Annotated in this window: 8 protein-coding genes; all 8 read left to right on the plus strand. The window is 44.2% G+C overall.

Going from position 1 to position 21,460, the window contains the following annotated elements; all coding sequences use genetic code 11:
* Positions 1-11 precede the first annotated feature (11 nt).
* Positions 12-908: a carbohydrate ABC transporter permease gene (locus tag AC0YN6_RS20590; protein ID WP_475749124.1), complete on the plus strand. Its 897-nt coding sequence runs from the start codon at positions 12-14 to the stop codon at positions 906-908.
* A gap of 77 nt (positions 909-985) precedes the next feature.
* Positions 986-2,545, plus strand: a complete 1,560-nt coding sequence (locus AC0YN6_RS20595; protein WP_475749125.1) for an ABC transporter substrate-binding protein — start codon at positions 986-988, stop codon at positions 2,543-2,545.
* 83 nt (positions 2,546-2,628) lie between these two features.
* Positions 2,629-4,728, plus strand: a complete 2,100-nt coding sequence (locus tag AC0YN6_RS20600) for an alpha-galactosidase (RefSeq protein WP_475749127.1) — start codon at positions 2,629-2,631, stop codon at positions 4,726-4,728.
* Between the two features lie 157 nt (positions 4,729-4,885).
* Positions 4,886-6,991 carry a DUF5054 domain-containing protein gene (locus AC0YN6_RS20605; protein ID WP_475749128.1) on the plus strand — a complete coding sequence of 702 codons (2,106 nt, stop codon included), beginning with the start codon at positions 4,886-4,888 and terminating at the stop codon, positions 6,989-6,991.
* Between the two features lie 53 nt (positions 6,992-7,044).
* Positions 7,045-9,414, plus strand: a complete 2,370-nt coding sequence (galA, locus tag AC0YN6_RS20610; RefSeq protein ID WP_475749129.1) for a beta-galactosidase GalA — start codon at positions 7,045-7,047, stop codon at positions 9,412-9,414.
* A 215-nt stretch (positions 9,415-9,629) separates the two neighbouring features.
* Positions 9,630-13,976 (plus strand): carbohydrate-binding protein, encoded by a 4,347-nt coding sequence (locus AC0YN6_RS20615; RefSeq protein WP_475749130.1) that lies wholly within the window; start codon positions 9,630-9,632, stop codon positions 13,974-13,976.
* 206 nt (positions 13,977-14,182) lie between these two features.
* On the plus strand, positions 14,183-14,473 hold the full coding sequence (locus AC0YN6_RS20620) for a hypothetical protein (RefSeq protein ID WP_475749131.1): 291 nt from the start codon (positions 14,183-14,185) through the stop codon (positions 14,471-14,473).
* 610 nt (positions 14,474-15,083) lie between these two features.
* Positions 15,084-20,777: a discoidin domain-containing protein gene (locus AC0YN6_RS20625; protein ID WP_475749132.1), complete on the plus strand. Its 5,694-nt coding sequence runs from the start codon at positions 15,084-15,086 to the stop codon at positions 20,775-20,777.
* Positions 20,778-21,460: the final 683 nt, after the last annotated feature.

A 21,460-nucleotide genomic window follows, 5' to 3' on the forward strand; every position in this document is an offset into this window, starting at 1 on the left:
GGTGGTTGCTTATGTCAAGTTCAGTAATTAACCGAGGCTTTCCGGTATTCAGAATTATCTCACACATCATTTTGTTTGGATTCTCATTGATTTGTATATTACCGTTAATTCTAGTTGTTTCCGTGTCTTTAACCAGCGACATGAGCATCATTGAGCATGGGTACAGTTTGATTCCGAAGGATATCGATTTCACTGCATACAAGTTTATTTTTGCAGACCCAGGTCAGCTTCTAACCTCTTATGGCGTAACGATATTTGTATGTATCGTAGGTACGAGCTTGAGTATAATCATTACCACGATGCTGGCCTATGTGATGTCACGCAAAGACTATCCGTATGCACAGAAAACGTCACTGTACGTGTTCTTGACGATGCTGGTCAGCGGAGGATTGGTGCCATGGTACATTATTATCTCTCGTGTTCTGCATATGTCCGATTCGATTTTTGTTCTCATTGTTCCTTACCTGGTCATGCCGATGTTTGTATTGATTATGAAAGGCTACATGTCTGATATTGCTCCAGCGATTATCGAATCAGGCAAATTGGATGGCGCCAGCGAATACCGTATATTTTTCAGCATCGTTGTTCCGATTACGGTATCGGGCATAGTCACCGTGTCGCTGTTCATTCTGCTCATGTACTGGAATGACTATTATTTAAGTCTAATGTTTATCCAGAATAGTGATTATGTGTCGCTTCAGTTCCTGTTATGGAGAATTATGTCCAACGTGGATTACCTCCGCAATTCTGTAGCGGCTTCCATGGGATTGCTGCAAGGCGTGAATATGCCGGACCAGTCCGCGAGAATGGCGATTTGTGTGCTGGCGTCAGGCCCGATGATGTTCATTTTCCCGTTTGCGAACAAATATTTTGTCCGAGGTATTACGGTTGGCTCTGTCAAGGGGTAGGCCATGCTATGAGGGGTTGTTATACTGGAAACAGTATGCAATATATAAAGATATTATTCATTTCAGGAGGGTTCAGAATGAAAAACAGAAAATTTACAAAGTCATTAGGTTTGCTATTGGTGGCGGGTTTGCTTACGACCGTGGCGTTATCGGGCTGCGGTACCAAATCTGAGAATCAAAATGGATCTTCAACGGATACGCCTTCGCAAGCATCAACAACAGATTCAGAAGGAAATCAAACATTAGATCCCGTGAATTTAACATGGTATGTCGTTGGCACGCCTCAAAAGGATCAGCAGCTTGTAACCGATGAAATTAATAAAATTTTGAAGGAAAAAATCAATGCGACGTTAACGATCAACACGATTGACTGGGGTGCTTACGATCAGAAAATGAACGTCATCACCTCTTCCGGAGAACCGTACGACCTTGCTTTTACCTCATCTTGGGCGAATAACTACACGCAGAATGTATCCAAAGGAGCCTTGCTGCCAATGGATGATCTGCTACAGGAATATGGTAAAAATATTCTAGAGCAAGTACCTGAAAAGTATTGGGCTGCCGCGAAAGTAAATGGAAAGACGTATGGCGTCTTGAACTATCAGATTTATGCGATTGGAAGAGGCTTAAACATCAAGAAAGACCTTGCCGACAAATATACGCTAGATACATCAAATATCAAGAAAATGTCGGATATTACGCCTTTTCTTGAGCAAGTGAAGCAAGGAGAGCCGGGCGTTACATCATTCTTGGCGACAGGCAGCGTTCCTGCCATGTATGAATTATTCGATAACGAATTAGGGATGACAATTGACCAAGTGCAAGGAAACAGTCTAAACCCGCTTGGCGTTCATACAGATGATTCGTCATTAAAGGTATTCAACCTGGTGGAAAGTCCGGAGTTTATGGCGCAAGCTAAGATGTTCAGAGAATGGTACGAAAAAGGCTATATCCGCAAGGACGCTGCATCGCTCAAAGACGGGAAAGCGGAAGCAAAGACAGGTAAATATGCGGTAACTACAGGCGGATATGGTCCTGGAAGTGAAACTGCTGCTACCACGGAGTTTGGATATCCAATCGTTCAAGCAAAAACTGTCGTTCAATATGTCAATACAGGCTCTGTTATTGCCGCAATGACGGGAATAAATAAAAATAGTAAAAACCCGGAAAGAGCAATGATGCTGCTTGATCTTCTATTCGCGGATAAAAATCTTTATAACCTGGTTACGTATGGCATTGAGGGCAAGCATTATACGAAAGTAGATGAGAATACCGTCGAGATTGTTAAGGATTCGGCGTACAACCCAAATAATGCATGGGAATTCGGCAGCTGGTTCAATGCTTATGTACAGAAGGGTCAGCCTGCAGATACATGGGATCAAATGAAAAAAGCGAATGACGACTCTGTAACTTCGCCGCTGCTTGGTTTTCTATACAATGCCGATACGATGAAAAGAGAGAATGCTCAGGTCAATGCAATCATGAACGAGTATCTTCCAATCATCTATACTGGCACGCAGGATCCTGAAAAATCAGTGTCGGAACTGATTCAAAAGCTGAAAGCAGCAGGCGTGGATGCATTAATCACCGATGCTCAAAAGCAAATTGACGACTGGAAGGCAGCAAACGGCAAATAACATTAGATGAGCGAAAAACGATAGCTCCGGTTACGACTTGATAACTCTATCAAGAAGCCGGAGTTATCTAGGAGGGACTTCGTATGGCAATATTCAGCAATCCTGAACGACAGGTATGGGTTTTACGGACAAATCATACCGATTATGCTATCGGCGTTGATGATAAAGGGGCGCTTCAGCATCTGTACTGGGGCGAGCGATTGAACTTGCAGGACGAATATCCGGAAGCGTCGAACCGGCATGCCTGGATCTGGGAGACAGCGGAAGGCAATAGCCGTGAAGAGTTGATGCCTTGGGGCAAGCTTAACTTTGCGGAACCTGGCTTAAAGGTCGAATTTGCCGATCGAACGCGGGATCTGGTTCTCACGTTTGATCGAGCAGATATTGAAGGGAGTACCCTGAAAATCACTTTAATGGATACTCTGAAGTCGTTGCAGGTAAGGATCAGTTATCACATCATTGAAGAATTTGATCTAATTGAGCGGTCGGTGGAAGTGACGAATGCAGGCGATGGACCAGTAAATATCGAGCAGGTGATGAGTGCGATCTGGCATCTTCCGGTATACCCATCCTATCGACTCTCTTATTTGACAGGTTATTGGGGAGCGGAAACACAGCTTCGCCAGGAACGACTTCAAGAGGGTAAAAAAGTGATTGAAGCTCGTAGAGGGATTACGGGACACAACAATAATCCGTTTTTTGCGGTTGATTTTGGAGAAACGACAGAGGAGTATGGTTCGGTATACTTCGGAGGGCTTGCCTTTAGCGGCCATTGGAAGATTGTTGCGGAGCAGACGCCGTATCAAACGCTACAGATCGCGGCGGGTATACATGATTTTGATTTTCGTTGGCTGCTTGAAGAGGGAGAAACCTTCGTTTCACCTGTGTGTGTAGGAGGTTTCACGGCTCAAGGTTTTGGAGACGCGAGTCGCAAGCTGCATGACTATCAGCGAAAGCATGTTCTTCGTAACGGAGGACAGCTTCGGAAAATTCTATATAATTCATGGGAAGCGACTGGTTTTGACGTGAATGAAGAGAACCAGAAGCAGCTCGCGGAGAAAGCGGCGCGTCTGGGCGTGGAGCGGTTTGTTGTCGATGATGGCTGGTTCGGTGAGCGAGCAAACGATACCGCTGGATTAGGGGACTGGTATGTGAACAAGACCAAGTTTCCGAACGGGCTTCAGCCGCTCATTGATCATGTCAAGTCGCTTGGCATGGATTTCGGTATTTGGGTTGAACCTGAAATGGTAAATACTGATAGCAATCTATACAGAAAGCACCCGGATTGGGTCTATCATTTTAAGGGACGTTCACGTACGGAAGGCAGAAATCAGCTCGTTCTTAATTTGGCCCGAGAAGATGTACAGGCATTTGTCTATAACATGGTCGATGAATTGTTGTCTGCCTATGAGATTTCGTTCATTAAATGGGACATGAATCGCTATATTAGCGAGCCGGGCTGGCCGGAAGCTCCGGCTGGACGGGATCGTGAGATTTGGGTTCGACATGTTAACGCGAACTATGACATTTGGCGACGGCTGCAGGAGAAGCATCCTCTTGTGCAGTTCGAGTCGTGTGCAGGCGGCGGCGGACGCGTGGACATGGGAATGATGCGGGTTGCTGATCAGTTCTGGACCAGCGATAACACTGATGCACTTGACCGGCTGCGGATTCAATGGGGACATTCCTATGCATATAATGCGAAGTCGATGATGTGCTGGGTAACTGAAGATTTTAACTTCATGAATGGGCGCCAAATCCCTCTTAAGTTCCGTTTTCATTGTGCCATGATGGGGTCGCTTGGCATCGGGATGAAGTTAAACCTTCTGACTGAAAAAGAGATGGAGGAGTCCGCACATTACATTGCACAGTATAAAGCGATTCGGCCAATCGTTCAGGAAGGGCTCTGCTATCGGCTTTCACCGCCTGAGCAATCTGATTTGACATCAGTGCAGTACGTAGGGAAAGATGGGCAGGAAGCGGTCGTATTCGTGTTCCGGCATGCACAGCACTTCAGATCACCTGCGCTTCCAGTGAGACCGCGTGGTCTTGAGCCGCTCCGAACGTATCGCAATGAAGAAACGGGCGAAGCCCGCAGCGGACAAGGTTGGATGTCGCAAGGCATTCTTCTCAGTTTAACAGGAGATTTTGACAGCGCGATAATCAGACTGGTTCAAGTATAGGACGAAAATAGAAGAGTTTAAATACGTTACGATAACGGCATGAAACGATAATTCCGGATAGGAATCCATAACAAATAACTGACCGGAGTTATTGCTTTTTGTGCTGTCCAAAAAAAGTAACAATTCATAATTAACATGAAGGAAAGGGGCTTTCCCTTTGAGTAATTCGAAAAAAATTCACGTTATTTTCAAAACCCATTTGGACATCGGGTTCACGGATCTGGCGGAGAATGTCAACAACAAATACTTCAACCTATTTATTCCCGAGGCCATACAATTGGCCAAGCAATTAAAATTGGAAGGTGGAAAGGAGCAATTCGTCTGGACGACGGGCTCTTGGCTCATCCATGAATATCTTAAGCAAGCTTCCCAGCCGCAACGGGAAGAAATGGAGGAAGCGATCCGCAGTGGAAGTTTCGTATGGCATGGTTTGCCATTCACGACACACACCGAACTCATGGATTCTGCCTTATTCGAATACGGGTTGTCATTAAGTAAAAATCTGAATGATATCTATGGCAAGAATGTTATTGCTGCCAAAATGACGGATGTTCCCGGGCATACGATTGCGATGATTCCCTACATGGCGAAATACGGAATTCGATACCTGCATCTCGGTGTGAATCCGTCATCCAAAATACCGAATGTCCCGCCGATCTTTGTCTGGAAAGCGAAAGATGGATCTGAAATGATCGTGAATTATGCAAGCGACTATGGAAATATCGTCGAAATTGACGGGCTGGATGAGGTCATGGTGTTTGCCCATTCCGGCGACAACTCAGGACCGCCCTCATCGGCTGACATCCAAGCAGAATTTGCGTGGCTTGCGGAACGGTTCCCAGGTGCAACGATTCAGGCTTCGACGATGGATGCCTTTGCCTGGAAGCTGCTCGAAGTAAAGGATCGTTTTCCAGTCGTGCATGAAGAGATAGGAGATACTTGGATACAAGGCGTTGCTACGGATCCTACGAAGGTATCCCAGTATCGGGCCTTGTTAAGGCTGCGCAATAAGTGGGTCCTTGAAGGGCGATTGGATCAGGGCGGCAAAGAATATGCCGAATTTTGCAGTCAGCTGATTCTAATACCAGAACATACATGGGGAATGGATGAGAAGAAATTTTTGACCGATTTCAAGAATTATTCGAATCAGGATTTCCAGAGCGCAAGACAGACAGATCGAATTACAAGCGAAGCCATTCATGACAAGTATCGCTATCTGGGACTGTTTGCGATGGACAATGAGTATGGCGCATCACCTGATTTATTCGCAGCGGCAGATGTAGAGAAGAGTTTTAGCTTTTTTGAGAGCTCTTGGGAAGAACAGCGGGAATATGTCCACAAAGCTGTTCGTGCCTTATCGGACGATAAACAGCAAGAAGTCGCAGAAGCATTCCGCAAGCTCGTTCCTGACCAGTCGCTGCTGCAGCATGCGAAGGAACTGAACATGAATACAGTGTATTCGCTCGGATTGTTTCAGGTGGCGTTCGATGGCGAAGGGACGATATGTAAGCTCGTTGATAGCCAAGGCAAGATGTGGGCCGATGCGGACCACAGGTTAGGATCTTATCAATATGAAACGTTCGGTCAAGAGAATTACAATGCATGGATTCAAGATTATGTTGAGAATTTGAATAAAACTTATTTCTGGGCCGATGCGGACTGGGGAAAGCCAGGCATGGAATTTGCAGAGCCGCGGCCTGAACATAAGCTATTTTCACCTCAACTGATCGGTTTAAAACATCACTCTCAAGCAGAATACGACCATGTGCAGGTGCAACTAATGATGCCTTCGGAATGCGTTCAATTAACTGGAGCACCGCAGGATCTCCATATCGACTATCGTTTTTATAAAAATGAGAAGAAAATCGACGTGGAATTAAGCTGGTTTAATAAGCAGGCTTGTCGTTTGCCAGAAGCTAGTTGGTTCACATTTTGCTTGAGCGTCGACAACCCGAATCTATGGAAAATGGATAAGATGGGACAGATGATTTCTCCACTTGAGGTGGTTAAGAACGGGAATCGCAATCTTCATGCGGTGGGTACAGGTGTCTACTACCATGGGAGCGACGGCAGGGTTCACTTAGAAACATTGGATGCCCCGGTACTCTCACCAGGCGAGAAGAGAGTACTGAGTTTCAACCAGAACTTTGCTTCTCTTGAAGGCGGTATGCACTTTAACCTGCACAATAATGTGTGGGGGACGAATTTCCCGATGTGGTTCGAGGAGAATGCCAAATTCAGATTCTCGATCCAATTGTGTTAAGAGACAGAAGAAAATTTTGGAATAGGTGTTGACATCATAGAAGGAGAGTTAATATGGCTGATATTAATAGATTAAAGGAAAGTTTCGACAATGGTTGGATGTTCCATCAAGGAGATTTGCCGATCATGCATGCCGTGAAGGGCGGTATGGCGGGAGGCATCACCGATTGTGAGGATATTGAAGGTGGAGAATGGCTGAAGATCGCCTACTTTGACGAAAGAGAACCTTCGCAAATAGATCCCGAAGCGTGGAAAAAGGTTAGCTTGCCCCATGATTGGTGTGTTGAGGGAGAATATGTGAATGATGGAGGCAAAGTCAAGCACCACAAAAGCCATGGCTATCTATCTGCCCACGTTGGGTTCTATAGGAAAGTGTTCGACATTCCGCAGGAGCTTGAAGGCAAGAAATTAACGCTTGAGTTTGACGGTGTATTTCGTAACAGTACAGTCTGGGTGAACGGTCATATGCTGGGCACGCACGCAAGCGGGTACACAGGCTTTGGCTACGACATTACGGATATTGTGCGTTATGGCATCGAAGGCAAAAATGTTGTCTTGGTCAAAGTGGATGCGTCTGATTATGAGGGCTGGTGGTATGAGGGGGCCGGCATCTATCGGCATACTTGGTTAACGGTAACGGATCGGCTTCATGTAGATCGGTTCGGAACGTATGTGACGACGCCTGTGGTTAGCGAAGAGCAAGCTAAAATTTCCATTGTCACGGTCGTGAAGAATGAGTATTTTGCAGATAAAGCTTGCACACTTGTATCGAAGATCTATGATGCAGAAGGAAATTTCGTAGGGGAAAGTTCTAGCAGTTTGGACATTCAATTTGAATGGAAGGGGACGTTCGAACAGGTTGTTCGCATCGATCATCCCGTGCTTTGGTCACCGGAATCGCCTTCCTTATACTATGTCATGTCGGAAGTCTACGACGAAGAAGGGCTGCTTGACGCTTACCGGACGAACTTCGGTATTCGTACGATTGAATTTACGGCGGATTCAGGATTCTACCTGAACGGGAAGCTTTATCCGATTAAAGGCACATGCAACCATCAGGATTTTGCAGGCGTAGGTGTGGCGCTACCCGATCAACTGATTGCTTACAAGATAAAATTGCTTAAAGAGATGGGATGCAACGCCTATCGGAGCGCTCATCATCCGGCGACCCCGGAGCTTCTAGATCTCTGTGACCAATTAGGAATGCTAGTTGTGGAAGAGAACAGGAAGCTGGATATTTCGCCAAGCGGGATTGATGATTTGAAGTTTATGCTATATCGCGGCCGCAATCACCCGTGCGTCATCCTGTGGAGTATGGAAAATGAAGAAATTCTGGAAGGGACCGTCATGGGCTCGCGTATGCTAAGAACGTTATCTTCGATCACGCGCAGCATCGATGCGACCAGACCGACGCTTGCCGCTATGAATCATGGGTGGAATGACGGCGGATATAGCGATGAAGTCGATATTGTCGGCTATAACTATGGCCAGCGGGAAGATCAAGATATCCGTGACCATAAGCAATTCCCTTCTCGGAAGATGATCGGTAGCGAAAGTGCAAGCTGTACGGTAACCCGGGGTATTTATGAAAGGGATGATGTTCAAGGGTATTGTCCGGAATACGGCATCCACATTCCTGAATGGAGCTGCTCCGTGGAGAAAGCATGGCGTGATGTCGTAGAGAATCCTTTTCTTTCCGGCGTGTTCATTTGGACAGGATTTGATTACAGAGGTGAGCCTACGCCTTATGAATGGCCAAACATCAACTCTCACTTTGGCGTGATGGATACGTGCGGCTTTCCGAAAGATAACTATTTCTATTTAAAGTCGGCTTGGACCGATGAGTCGATCGTACATATTATGCCGCATTGGAATTGGCACGGTAAAGAAGGCCAGATCATTGATGTATGGGTATATAGCAACTGCGAACGCGTAGAATTGTTTCTGAATGGAAAGAGCTTGGGTGATCAAGAGATGCCGCGCGCTTCACATTTGGAATGGAAAGTGAACTATGCGCCGGGCGAACTCAGGGCTATCGGCAGGAACGGATTGACGGAGGCAGCGAGAAAAGTTATCGCAACAACGGATGAACCTTATGCGGTAACATTAGTGCCTGATCGTACTCAGATTGAAGCCGATGGTTGCGACGTAGCCGTCTTCAGGGCGAATGTGGTGGATGCTCTTGGAAGAGTTGTGCCTACAGCGGATAACGAATTGCATTTCACTGTGGAAGGGAAAGCGAACATTTTGGGTGTAGGCAACGGAAATCCAAGCAGTCACGAACCTGATAAAGCGAATCGAAGAAAAGTATTTAACGGCAGTTGCCTGCTTATTGTTCAATCCAAGGAAGAAGCGGGTGAAATCCTCATCCGTGCATCCTCCGAGGGGCTGCTTGAGGCGAACTGTTCATTAGTTTCGATCTGATGGCCATTTTGAAGCAAATTTAGGGGTTATTTTGATAAATGGGTAAGCTGCTTTCTTGAATGGGGATCTATTTCTCTCGTTCAAGGAACTTATCAAACAATTATGTAAGCGTTCTATTTATATGCGGCTGATTTGTTCGATGAAAGGGGGGGATTGCAAGGTATAGTCCATTGCATGAGATTTTTGCAGTTAAATATGAGAGGAGATTTTTCTATATGTTAAAAATGAAACGAGTCATTTCGGGTTTCATGGTAGCTTGCATCACTGCATCAACATTGGTGATGAGCGGTGCGATTGTAACGCCAAAGGCCTACGCTACAGAAACTATGGATGAATGGACAGAGTTGTCAGGATTATTAGACAGTTACAAAGGGGTTTATACCAAGGATACCGCGCTTGGTACTCCGTGGAATACTCGCTACAGTCCAGATGGGCCTTTGATTGGAAATGGTACGGTATATGCGTTTATGGCTGGCGACCGCAAGGAACAGAATATTTATATCTCTCGAAGCGATATGTGGAAAGATCGTTCTACCAATGATGGCCAACAGCACACGACTTTCGGCGGTTTAACCATTAAGAAGAGCGAAGGTGAAAATCTTGCCCTGAAAAAGAATGTTTCTGTACTCGGGTATACGAATAGTAATGAGGATGGTCTGAAGTTGGTTGATGGACTGGACAATACGAAATGGTGTTCAACCATGGCAACGAATAACAATTCGTCAACCTATTGGGCTGTGATCGATCTCGGCGAAGAGACAGATATTTCCCGCTGGGTTGTCAAGCATGCTCAGGCAGGTGGAGAAGGTGCTGGATCAAATACAAAAGATTTTAAGCTTCAATATTCAACACAAGCAAGTCCGAAGGGATCTACGGATACAGATTGGATCGATGCAGACGCCGTTGTTGGCAATACGGCTGCATTAACGGATAGAAACCTGAGTAGCTCGATTAAAACAAGATATGTCCGGCTATTGGTTACAAAAGCAGAGCAAGGTACTGGAACGACAGTAAGAATCTATGGATTGGAATTATATGAGAAGCCAAAAACTGCTTCTACCGCTTCCTCTGAGTTTCGTTATGAACAAGATATGAAGAATGCAGAAATACTTGCGCAGTCAGAGCAAGGGTTTAAGACGAAAACCTGGTTGTCCGCTAAAGAAAATATCATTGTAACGGAAGTCACCAACATGACAGATTCGCCAATCCCTATGGAGATCGCGGCATGGACGGCGAATGATAATACTTCAGCAACCGTTGACGACAAAATGATGGTTGCCTCTAAAGCAGGTATTAGTAAAGCATCCAGCCGTGTTAGCGGAACAGGGACATGGGAAGGCTGGACCGTGAATGTATCGATGGCATCCAAACTCATAGACGATATCGATACAGTGGTTAAAAATGTAGATGCCAAAACCAATAAAACCTTCTTCACGCTCCCAGTCAATAAGACGGTCACCTTAGTATCAGCAGTTGAAGGCGGCAAACAAAACGGCGAAATCAATACGAAGGACAAGATCATCGATCAGGCAAAGGCGAAGGTGGAATCCAGAAGTACGGCAGAATCGTTAGCGGCATCCAACGAGGCTCACCGCAATTATTGGAAACAGTATTGGTTGAAGTCTTTTATTGACATTCAAGATGCGAAAGTGGAACGAATGTACTATGGCTTGCTGTACATGCTAGGCTCTGCTACCTCCGTATCAAGCGAGAATAATGGCGGCCTTTCTGCAGGGCTATTCCCATGGACAGCGGCCGATACTCCCGGATGGCAGGGAGACTACACGACAAATACGGATATGCAGCGCCAAGTTCATCCTCTTGTTACAGCAAACAGATTAGAAGGCATTCAGAATTATGTAAATGTTCTGGAAGATTATTGGCCTGAGGCGCAAAGACGTTCCAATTCTGTACAAGATTTGAATTGGGTCATTCAGGGGACAGGCAGACCGAATTCTTTTACAACGGGTATTAGTGGAGGAGCACTATTTCCAACCCATATTGGTCCTTGGGGTGCTTCGACAGAGCAGAATAATGATCGAAGAGATTACTGGAATTCACCGGCGGATGCAAGCTCAGTGTTAATGCCGCTCGTCAAATTGTGGCAATACAATCAGGATGAAGCATACTTGAGAGATCATTTATATCCAATGATGAAATCGGTAGCGATTTTCTGGGAGAACTATGTCACTTTGGAGAACGGCAAGTACGTCGTATACGGCGCTACGCATGAAAACACTCCCGGAAGAAACGCGATTTTTGATATCGATGCTTGCGTCTATATCTTGAAGAATGCAATCGACGGAGCGAATGCGCTTGGTGTGGATACGGATAAAATACCGGTCTGGCAGAACATCATTGACAACATGAGCTCGCAACCTACGTTTTTGTATAATGGCAAAGTAACAATTAGTGATGTTGAGGGTAGAACCCAACAAAATACGGGTCCTACTTTTGACGGCAATCCGGTTACTATTCAGAGCGTTTATTATTATGATGCGGCCGGCATGAGCACGCCTGCGGACCAGAAGGAAAAATATATTAACTATCTCAACGTGAAAAATGGCATTGGGAATGCAAGACGATTAACAAGCGCTACGCGTCTAGGCTATGACATTAATGAAATTATCGAACAGCTTAATATCGGTTCGATTAACCCAAAACCAAGTGACTGGTCGGGATTACGAGGCAATAATACGATCGGCGATATTGGTGGCGCCAACTTATTAGGTGTGATTCAAGACTCGTTATTGCAAAGCAATGAAGGTTTTCTCAATATATTTGCGAACTGGTTCGATAATCAAGCAGCAAGCTTTAAAAGATTGCGCGCAAAAGGAGCATTTCTGGTAGATGCCAATCAAAATGAGTTTGGTCAAACGACATTTGTCAAAATATTAAGTGAAAAAGGAAAAGATCTCTCCGTTCTGAACCCATGGCCAGATCAAGAAGTGGAAGTATATGAGGATGGCACACTGATTTCTGCAACGAAGCGTGCCAATGCTTTAGGTGACATTTACACAATTGCAACCAAAACAAATGCTTCCTATGAGTTGAAGCCAAAGGGCGGATTGCGCGATATGACGCTTGTTAGCATCACACCGCCCGCTGACATAACAGAGGTGACAATCGGAACGGCGAAGACAGCGGACGCCCTTGGACTGCCTTCCACAGTAGTATTGGTTACAGATCAGAAAAACTTGAATGCTAATGTTGTATGGAATGTAGATGCTTCAAAGTATGATCCCACAGTAAAGACTGTACAGTCCTTCACTTTAAATGGAGCTGTAACTTTGCCAACTGGGGTGGGAAATCCCAATAGCGCGCCTTTGACAACAAGCATTAGAGTAACTGTTGATACACCAGCTTTTATTCAGGCGGAAAACTATACCTCTATGAACAATGTAAAGAAAGAGGATACGGGTGACATTGGCGGCGGACAGAGTCTTGGATGGATTGGTGCGGGTTCTTGGATGGAATACAGTAATATCGATATTCCGTCGTCAGGAACTTATACTCTGCAATACAGGGTAGCTGTCAATAAGTCGGCAGGATCCGGCATCACATTTATCGTAGACGGAGTTCCGCAGAAGACAACGACATTGCCGAGTACAGGAGGCTGGGGGAATTGGTCAACAGTGTCCGATACGGTTACACTGGCGGCCGGGAAGCATACCATAAGGCTCCAGGCAACTGCAGATGGATTTAATTTCAACTGGTTCAAGCTATTGTATCCAATAAATTCAAATCCCCAGTCTACATTGACAGGGTTACAGCAGGAGAACGCTGGTCAAACATTTGATGTGAAGATGGGATTGACCAGCGTAACACAAAGTGTATACCAGTCGGTGTATGCCCAAGATTTGACTCTGCATTATAATCCAGCGAATTTGCAATTCGATTCGGTTACATCCCTTAAAGATGGATTCCAAGTCATTGACCAAAGGGAGATTGCACCGGGTCAAATTCGGATTATTGCTTCCAGCGTGGAAGCAAGCCAAGGAGTACTTGCCCAAGGCGATTTGTTGACTTTCAAATTTACAGCCAAATCTGCAACGGAGGCAACGACAATTGCTGTCGACAATGTTGTGATTGCCAACGGACAGGGGAATGAACTGAAGGTTAACGGATCCTCCCACAAAATACAAATTAGTAAATCCGTTGATAAGTCGCTCTTGAATGCATTAATCACAAGCGCTCAGGCCAAGTACGATGCAGCAGAGGAAGGCAATGAGCACGGCTTGTATGTGAATGGATCCAAAGCGCCACTGCAATCAGCAATCACTGAAGCTAAAGTGTCAGCAAACGATCCGAATGCTACTCAGCAGCAGGTGGATAGTGCGAAAGCTGCACTGGAAGCGGCCATTCAAGTGTTTGACACCAAGAAAATCAATGCGGATGTCAATGGGGATGGAAATATTTCTATTGGAGACTTGGCTCTTGTTGCAGCGGCTTACGGCAAACAACAAGAACAGGCGGGCTGGAATGAGAAAGCAGATGTAAATAAAGACGGCAAGGTGGATATTGTTGACCTTGCAATCGTAGCTAAAGCAATCTTGCAATAAAATAACATCGAACATTGTTGTGTTGATCGTTTTACCGCACTAGTAAGTATTGGTAGTTAAAAGGGGGAGATATATGCTTCCCCTCATCCATTTGGGCAAGTTGCTTTACTACTTAGGTCTTCCTACTCCAAGGGAGATCTTATTTTTGCTTAACGGGAAAATCGGGTTCTCGTGTAGAAGTGCATGCATGAATTGGTGAGCGATGAATGGGAAGATTAGGAGTGTTTCCAAAGTTCGCGATCAATTTGATGTTCATTGTTTATTGCGCGATGTGCCTTATTCCGATGTTGATGGTACTATTCGTTTCGTTAACGGGTGAGAAATCGCTGTTGGCAGAAGGGTATCATCTTATCCCGAAAGATTTCGGTCTCGCGGGTTATCGGTTTGTATTATCCGGCGCTGTATCGATTTTGAACGCATATAAGGTAACGATCATCTTAAGGGTCAAAGGTATATTTGCTTCAATCGCTACTGACGAATATACAGTATTTTCTTAGTAATGAGAAAGCTTCCAGATCGGTTGAGATGGCAATGAGCACACTACCAAGCGAAAGCGCCAGAATGGCTGCCTGCATACTTTCGATAGGGCCGATTTATCCCTTTTTGCAATGGTATTTTGTCAATGGAATTACCCTTGAAGCCGTTAAAGCATAAAAGGATACAAGAGCCATCGTTATTTTTCTCTAAAATTTAATAATTTCGGAGAAGTGTTATTATTCAAAGAGCTGAAATGATGATTTATCAAAGAGAAAAACACTTTTTTATGTTTGCAATACTTGTTTTATCAATTATTGTGAAATTGTAATATGCAACATTGAAGTCTATCAGAGAGAAGGGGGACGCCTATCGGGAGAATGGTTTTGTAGAAGTTAGCTTATTAAGGAGTTCGGTTTGAGTGCGTACATGTGAATATAAGGAGGATAAAACATATTTAAACTAAAATATCTTTTAACATCGACAATCTCATTAGTACTTGTATCTACCCTATCGCTCACCGGATGCGCAACTAAGAACGACCTTGTCATGAGATTATGAAAGCGCTATCACAATCTGAGTTGTTTTACGTTCAAAAGCGGAGAAATTCAGAAATTGGGAGGAAAGAAATAAATGATGAAAAGATTCAAAAAAATCACTTCTGTAACATTGGCAGCTGCAATGATTATGACAACATTTACGTTTGTATTCACTAACACGAGAGTAAGTGCACAGCAAGTGGCAGGTAATGCGCCATTTATAAATTCGTGGCTGGTATCTGGTCCATTTGATGCGCCAGTAGTGGACAAAATTTACGGGACTGAAGTGGAAGAAAACGTGAATTATGCGCCGTTGGCATCAGAAATAACAGCATCGTCGTCAACGCTTGCAGTAAACCCTGTATCAAATTTAGTGGATGGAGACAAAAAAAAGCAATGGGTGACAGAAAGAGACTCTAACCCATGGGTAAATCTAAAATGGAGTACACCTATTGCAATCAATGAAGTGAAAATAGCGCAATGGGGCGATTCGCGTCACGTAAACAATTGGTATCATCTTACGTTTACTCTTGAAGACGGCAGTAAAGTTGAATCCGGAGAGGTTAAAAGTACATCTTCTAACTCATCCGAACCAACTGTTTATGCTTTATCATCCGGATTGAAGAATGTGGTTCAAATGAAGGTTGAAATAGATAAGGGACGCACACCTTATCCAACAATCACCGGCCTTTCTGAAATAGAAGTTTATAACAATCCAGCAGTGACAGGTGTAGAGCCAACGACAGCGATTACTCCTAATATTGGCGATTCATTAAGTTCTGACGGTGAAAGTAATAAGTGGGAGTACTTTGATGATCGAATTTATAACAGAAACTATGATGATTATCAAGATTTACATGGTTATTATTATGTGAAAAAAGGTGTCGAAACTAAAAACAAATATGTGTATGCTCACACGTACATATACAGTCCGGTAGAACAACAAGCGTATTTTAATGTAGGCGCAAGCGGTTCATATCGCATTTATGTAAACGATAAAACTTTGACCGCACCGACTGTACCAGTAGAAGTGCAAAAGGATTTGACCAAACAAGCAGTCCTGTTGAAGCAGGGTTGGAATAAACTGATGATTCAAATCAAGCATACCTATACAGAAGATGTGAATGCCAACAATATCCCGGTAGGAAAAGATCAGAACGTGGCTTATCTCGGGTTTTATGGCCGAGTCGCGGATCAAAACGGCAATAAAATAAGCGGACTAATCCATTCGGTCGAAGGCGAAGCTGAAACTTTAAAAATTGTCACGCAAGGCCTTTCAACCGAGGATGACTTGGAAGCATCGCTTCCAACCCATACGATGCCATTTGGTTACAAGGAATGGCCTTATGTATGGAATAAATCGACTTCCGCTAAGCAACACGGCGTCGCGGCATCGGCATTTCAATTTATGGCGAGCGGTGGGCAGCCTGGTTATACGTGGACGCTCGTAGACGGCAAACTGCCTGACGGCTTGGAATTAAATGCAGATGGTACCATTGCAGATGGATTAGTGAACGGAAATGTCGATTTAACTAGCAGTAAAGGTATCATCGATATTAATACTAAACCAGGTGATTATAACTTTACTGTACAAGTAAAGGATCTTGATGGGAATACAGCTAGAAAGAATATGACGATTACGGTAAAGGAACGACCGAATAAATGGTTTGAAGAAGGGCGCGTGGGCGCTTTAACTCATGCTTTCCCGTCGTACAGCAACTTTGTGGATCCGAATTTCTCGGCAGATCTATGGGCAGAAAGAGCAAAACGTCAAGGCCATTCATTAGTTTCGATTGAATCGTTGCAACAAATTTATACTTGGCCGTCTAAATTTGCAGATCCGAAACATCCTCGACATGAGCATTTACCCAAGGATGAGAACGGCAAGCTCATCGACACCATTAAGCCTTTTGAGGAGGCAGTCAAACGCCATGGCATGAAGTTCGGTATCTATTACGCAACCGAAGGCGGGGGCCTGCAGCATAATTCTACGGATGTGTTTATGCAGAATGTGGAGGACCTCATATTGCGATATGATCCGGCCTACCTTTATTTTGACGGTCCTCAAGCTATGCGTAGTGCCAACTATGATGTGATGTACAGCAACATCCGCAATTATAGCGATGAAATTATCGTCAATTCCAATGCTTGGGGCGAGGAGTTCGGAGACCCGGATCTAAGAACAGCGGAAGCGGATGGCATTTACCACAATGCCGGGGCGAATCATCTGTTGAAACGGACGCCGATGGAGCCGTGGAAAATGATTCGGACGAAAAACGCGCTGTCTCCCTACTACGGCAAACGCGACGATTTCCGGCAAGTGGCAAAAGAAATGATAATGAATGCAGGCAGAGGCTACGTGGACAATAATGATCAGACGCCCGTAGACAGCCGGGGGCCTTTCTGGGATTCCGTTCAGGATATTGCTACAAGGTATCCGAAAGCAGAGCAGGAATTCATAGATGTTAGAGAAAGTTTTGTAAAATGGTTTGCACCTGCAGGAAAGCCGGAAAGACATGAGTCTACAACGGGTACAATGCCATATTTCCTCTCAGGCTATGGCTACGAAGACGATGGGAAAGGCAATTATGAAAAATTTGCTTTTCCTAACAGTACGACAGGTCCACAATGGGGATACGCAACGTATAGAGACAACAATGTTTATCTTCATATTATGAAAGGACCAGACAGCAAAAGAGGGTTTGACGCCATTGAAGGAAAATCTTTGACCATTCGTCCGGTTAAAGATAAGGTAACATCCGTGACATGGTTGAACGAGAATGTCCCAGTCACATCGTTTGAACAAAATGGGGACAGCTTGACTATCAATCTTGCTAACGTTCAAGAGGATCCGATTGATACGATTATTAAGATAGTAACTGACAATCCTGAACGTAACTATACACTTACTGATGTAAATGCAACAGGGGAGCAGTTAACGCCTTCATCGCTGAAAATCAACGCTGAGGGATATATGACATTTCCGGCGCTGAAAGCCCAGCTTTCAGATTTAACTTATCGTAGTGCAGATCCAGCAATAGCTGCGGTCGATACTAACGGAATTGTGACTCCGGTATCAAACGGAACAACATCCATCACCGTAAGTGCTGCTTATGAGGGTGTAACGAAAGAGGACATCTTAAAAATATCCGTTAAAGATGGAGTCGTTTATGTTGGCGAGAGCTTGATTGGAGCAACTTTGTTGATTGAAGGTAAAGAAGCCTATGGTGAGTTTAATTTACTGAAAGGCCTACGCTATGAAATAGAAGGCAGATCAGCTAAAGGTGGAGCGATCGGGCTTGATACAGCAGATATTACATGGCATGGGGGTACTATTGATTTAAAAGCTGGTGATAAATATAATCCCGTGGCTATCCAAGAAGTAAATACGTTTACTTTCAAGGATGATGAAATTATTGCGCCGTTCGTAGAAAAACCTACACGGGGAGTTGTGTGGGCGGATGTAACTTTAGACGGTAAAACATTTACAACAAATAAAGTATTCATGGATCTGCTGCCACACGAAAACCTTGCAGGAGCCGCTGAAATTACAGCTAGTCATGATCAAGATGCTGTAAGTCAACTAGTTGATGGAAAAACAATTGACGGAACTCAATTTGATCAATCCAAATGGTCGGTACCAGCAAATGAGAAGGCTTGGATTGAATTTAAGCTTCCGACAATCTCTGAGATTTCCAGTATCAATTTAAACTTCAATTCTTTGGATCAAAGATATATCAATACACCAAAAACAATAAAAATTCAAACGAGCGCTGATGGCGTGGACTGGAATGATGTCAGCACCGTTAACGGCCCGACGGGATCTGCTTATTTTGGATTCTACAATCAATATGTATTAAACACGGGAGTGGGAGCTCAATACGTTAGATTACAATTTGAAAATGGTTCAAACGGGCCAACGATTGATTTACTTGAAGTGGCAATAAACGGAGTGGATAAGTCCGGGTTATTTGATCGATTCGATTATGAGTATAAGCCGGTTGATGCTACTACAGGAAAATATGACATTGCGGCTTTTACGGGTAAGGGTGAACCGATTGATATTAAAGATGCGAAGATCACAGTAACAAGCGAAAACCAGGATGTGATTACGGTGGACGAATCCAACCTGCTGACCGCTGTTTCACAAGGTATGGCGAAGATTAACATCCGAGTGCAAATAGACGGACGTTCGATTGACAAAGTTACGTATCTTTTTGTTAATGAGCAAAAGGAAATCTACATGGCTCCTTATTTAGAGAAAATTGACTTCACTCTGAATAAAACGACAATTAAACCGAATGATCCAATCGTATCTACTATTAATGGCATATTAAGTAATGGAGAGACGGTCGATCTATCAAAGGCTGCTGTAGAATATCAATTTAGCGATGCAAGGTTATCTGTTGTTGAAGGTAGTAACACGATCATTGTTAAAGGTGATTTTGGCGTAGGGTTTATAGCAACTGTTGCGGTAAAGATTACTTTAGACGGGGTGACCGTTATAAGTCGTCCTTTGACAATAAATGTAGCTAGTAATAGTGTTCCTCAGTCACAAATGACGGCATCAGCGGCAAGTCAGGAAACTGCCAGCGAGAACAATGCAGCCTCGTTGGCAGTAGATGGAAACCCACAAACGTTTTGGCATACAAAGTGGGATAAATCAGGCGTTCTCCCCCAATCGATTATCTTAAATCTTGGAGGAACCCACCAAATCAATAGACTCGCTTATTTACCAAGGCAATCAGGCAACAACGGAAATATTACAAGCTATAACGTGTATGTAAGTGAGGATGGAGTATCCTACACTAAGGTTGCAAATGGAGATTGGGTAAACGATAACAAGGAGAAATACGCATCATTTACTTCGACAAAAGCATCATATGTCAAGCTCGAAGCAACAGCGGGCGTTGGTGGTTACGCATCAGCTGCTGAGATCAATGTATTACTTGAATCAGTGGAAGTGCCGCAATCGGTTATTACAGGTCCAGTTAAGGTGAACGCTGGCCAAGCATTCAATCTGAAGATGGGATTGACTGGCGTTACGGATAGTGTATACAAGCAAGTGTATGCTCAAGATTTGACGCTTCACTATGATCCGGCACATTTACAGTTTGAATCGGTTACATCATTGAAAGACGGTTTTAAAATCATCGATCAAAAGGAAGCAGTACCGGGACAAGTCCGGATTTTGGTTGCTAGCGTGAACGAAAATCAAGGAGTGAATGCTCAAGGGGATGTCCTTGCATTCGCATTTACTGCCAAATCTGGAACGCAGGCAACCTCTACGACGATTTCTTTCAATAATGTTGCGATTGCTAACGCGCAGGGGCATGAACTGCAGATCAAAGGAAGCAACCAGGATATTCAAATCGTGGAAAGCGTGGATAAATCATTGCTAAATGCATTGATTACAAGTGCTCAAGCGAAGTACGATGCTGCAGTGGAAGGCAATGCGGACGGTCAGTATGTGATTGGATCCAAAGCGCTATTACAGTCAGCTATCAATGCGGCTAATGTGACAGCAAACGATTCGAATGCTTCTCAGCAGCAGGTTGATAATGCGAAAGGCGCATTGGAAGTAGCAATTCAAGCGTTTAATAACAAGAAGATAAACGCAAATGTCGATGGTAAAGGCGAGGTCTCGATTGGAGATTTGGCTATTGTCGCAGCGGCTTATGGCACACAACAAGGTCAAGCGGGTTGGAATGTGAATGCGGATGTCAATAAAGACGGCAAGGTTGATATCGAAGACCTTGCAATCGTAGCTAAAGCGATCCTGAAATAAACAAACCTGCAATTATGTTTGCTTTAGCGTGATTTAGGATGGGCTTGTAATGAAATGGGGGGGGGATATCTATTTTCTCCCCTCCTTACTTCTTCCCTCTCATCAATTAAGACGAGTACAGAAAGGGCGAATTGTCCAATGATAGAAAAACTTCTTGCATTTAGTGAGGCCGCTGAATAACTTATAGTTTTTCCTAGTGGTAAAGAGACACAAATAAAAAAGACGAACTTTTCCCATTTTTTAGGCATGAAGGTCGACATTTAATTATCTAAGTATGCCTGTATGGCTGTTTTCTTACTTCATTAGCTTCAAAATCCGTTTTAGATTAACCGTGAAAATGGCCATAGCGCCTTGGAGCTTCATCCCATGCGACTGTCCATGGCCCACCCTTCAAGAGCGCGGCGTATTTGACATCTGTCCTTAGAGTCTTTGCCGTTGGAGTGGCGAAGGCTCTTTTTAGTTTACACCGATAATATCATGTATTATACGTCATTTTTACCACTTGTCTGATACTGAATCAATGGGATGGCGTCTTTTTTGCTTTCGTCCAAGTTACCATTAACCAGAAAAAGCTGGATTAGTATGATTGCTATAGTATTATAGATTTTAGAATGTGAAATTCCTTTGCGGATCGGACACGCTAATTCGTGCATCCATCACCGCCAGGGGGATCGAAAGCCAAG

This window comes from Paenibacillus sp. J22P15 (genome assembly GCF_056269345.1).

What these genes read in the sequence shown, in the direction of transcription:
- AC0YN6_RS20590 (WP_475749124.1), top strand. Translation starts at nt 12, where the DNA reads ATGTCAAGTTCAGTAATTAACCGAGGCTTTCCGGTATTCAGAATTATC.
- AC0YN6_RS20595 (WP_475749125.1), top strand. Translation starts at nt 986, where the DNA reads ATGAAAAACAGAAAATTTACAAAGTCATTAGGTTTGCTATTGGTGGCG.
- AC0YN6_RS20600 (WP_475749127.1), top strand. Translation starts at nt 2,629, where the DNA reads ATGGCAATATTCAGCAATCCTGAACGACAGGTATGGGTTTTACGGACA.
- galA (WP_475749129.1), top strand. Translation starts at nt 7,045, where the DNA reads ATGGCTGATATTAATAGATTAAAGGAAAGTTTCGACAATGGTTGGATG.
- AC0YN6_RS20615 (WP_475749130.1), top strand. Translation starts at nt 9,630, where the DNA reads ATGTTAAAAATGAAACGAGTCATTTCGGGTTTCATGGTAGCTTGCATC.
- AC0YN6_RS20620 (WP_475749131.1), top strand. Translation starts at nt 14,183, where the DNA reads ATGGGAAGATTAGGAGTGTTTCCAAAGTTCGCGATCAATTTGATGTTC.
- AC0YN6_RS20625 (WP_475749132.1), top strand. Translation starts at nt 15,084, where the DNA reads ATGATGAAAAGATTCAAAAAAATCACTTCTGTAACATTGGCAGCTGCA.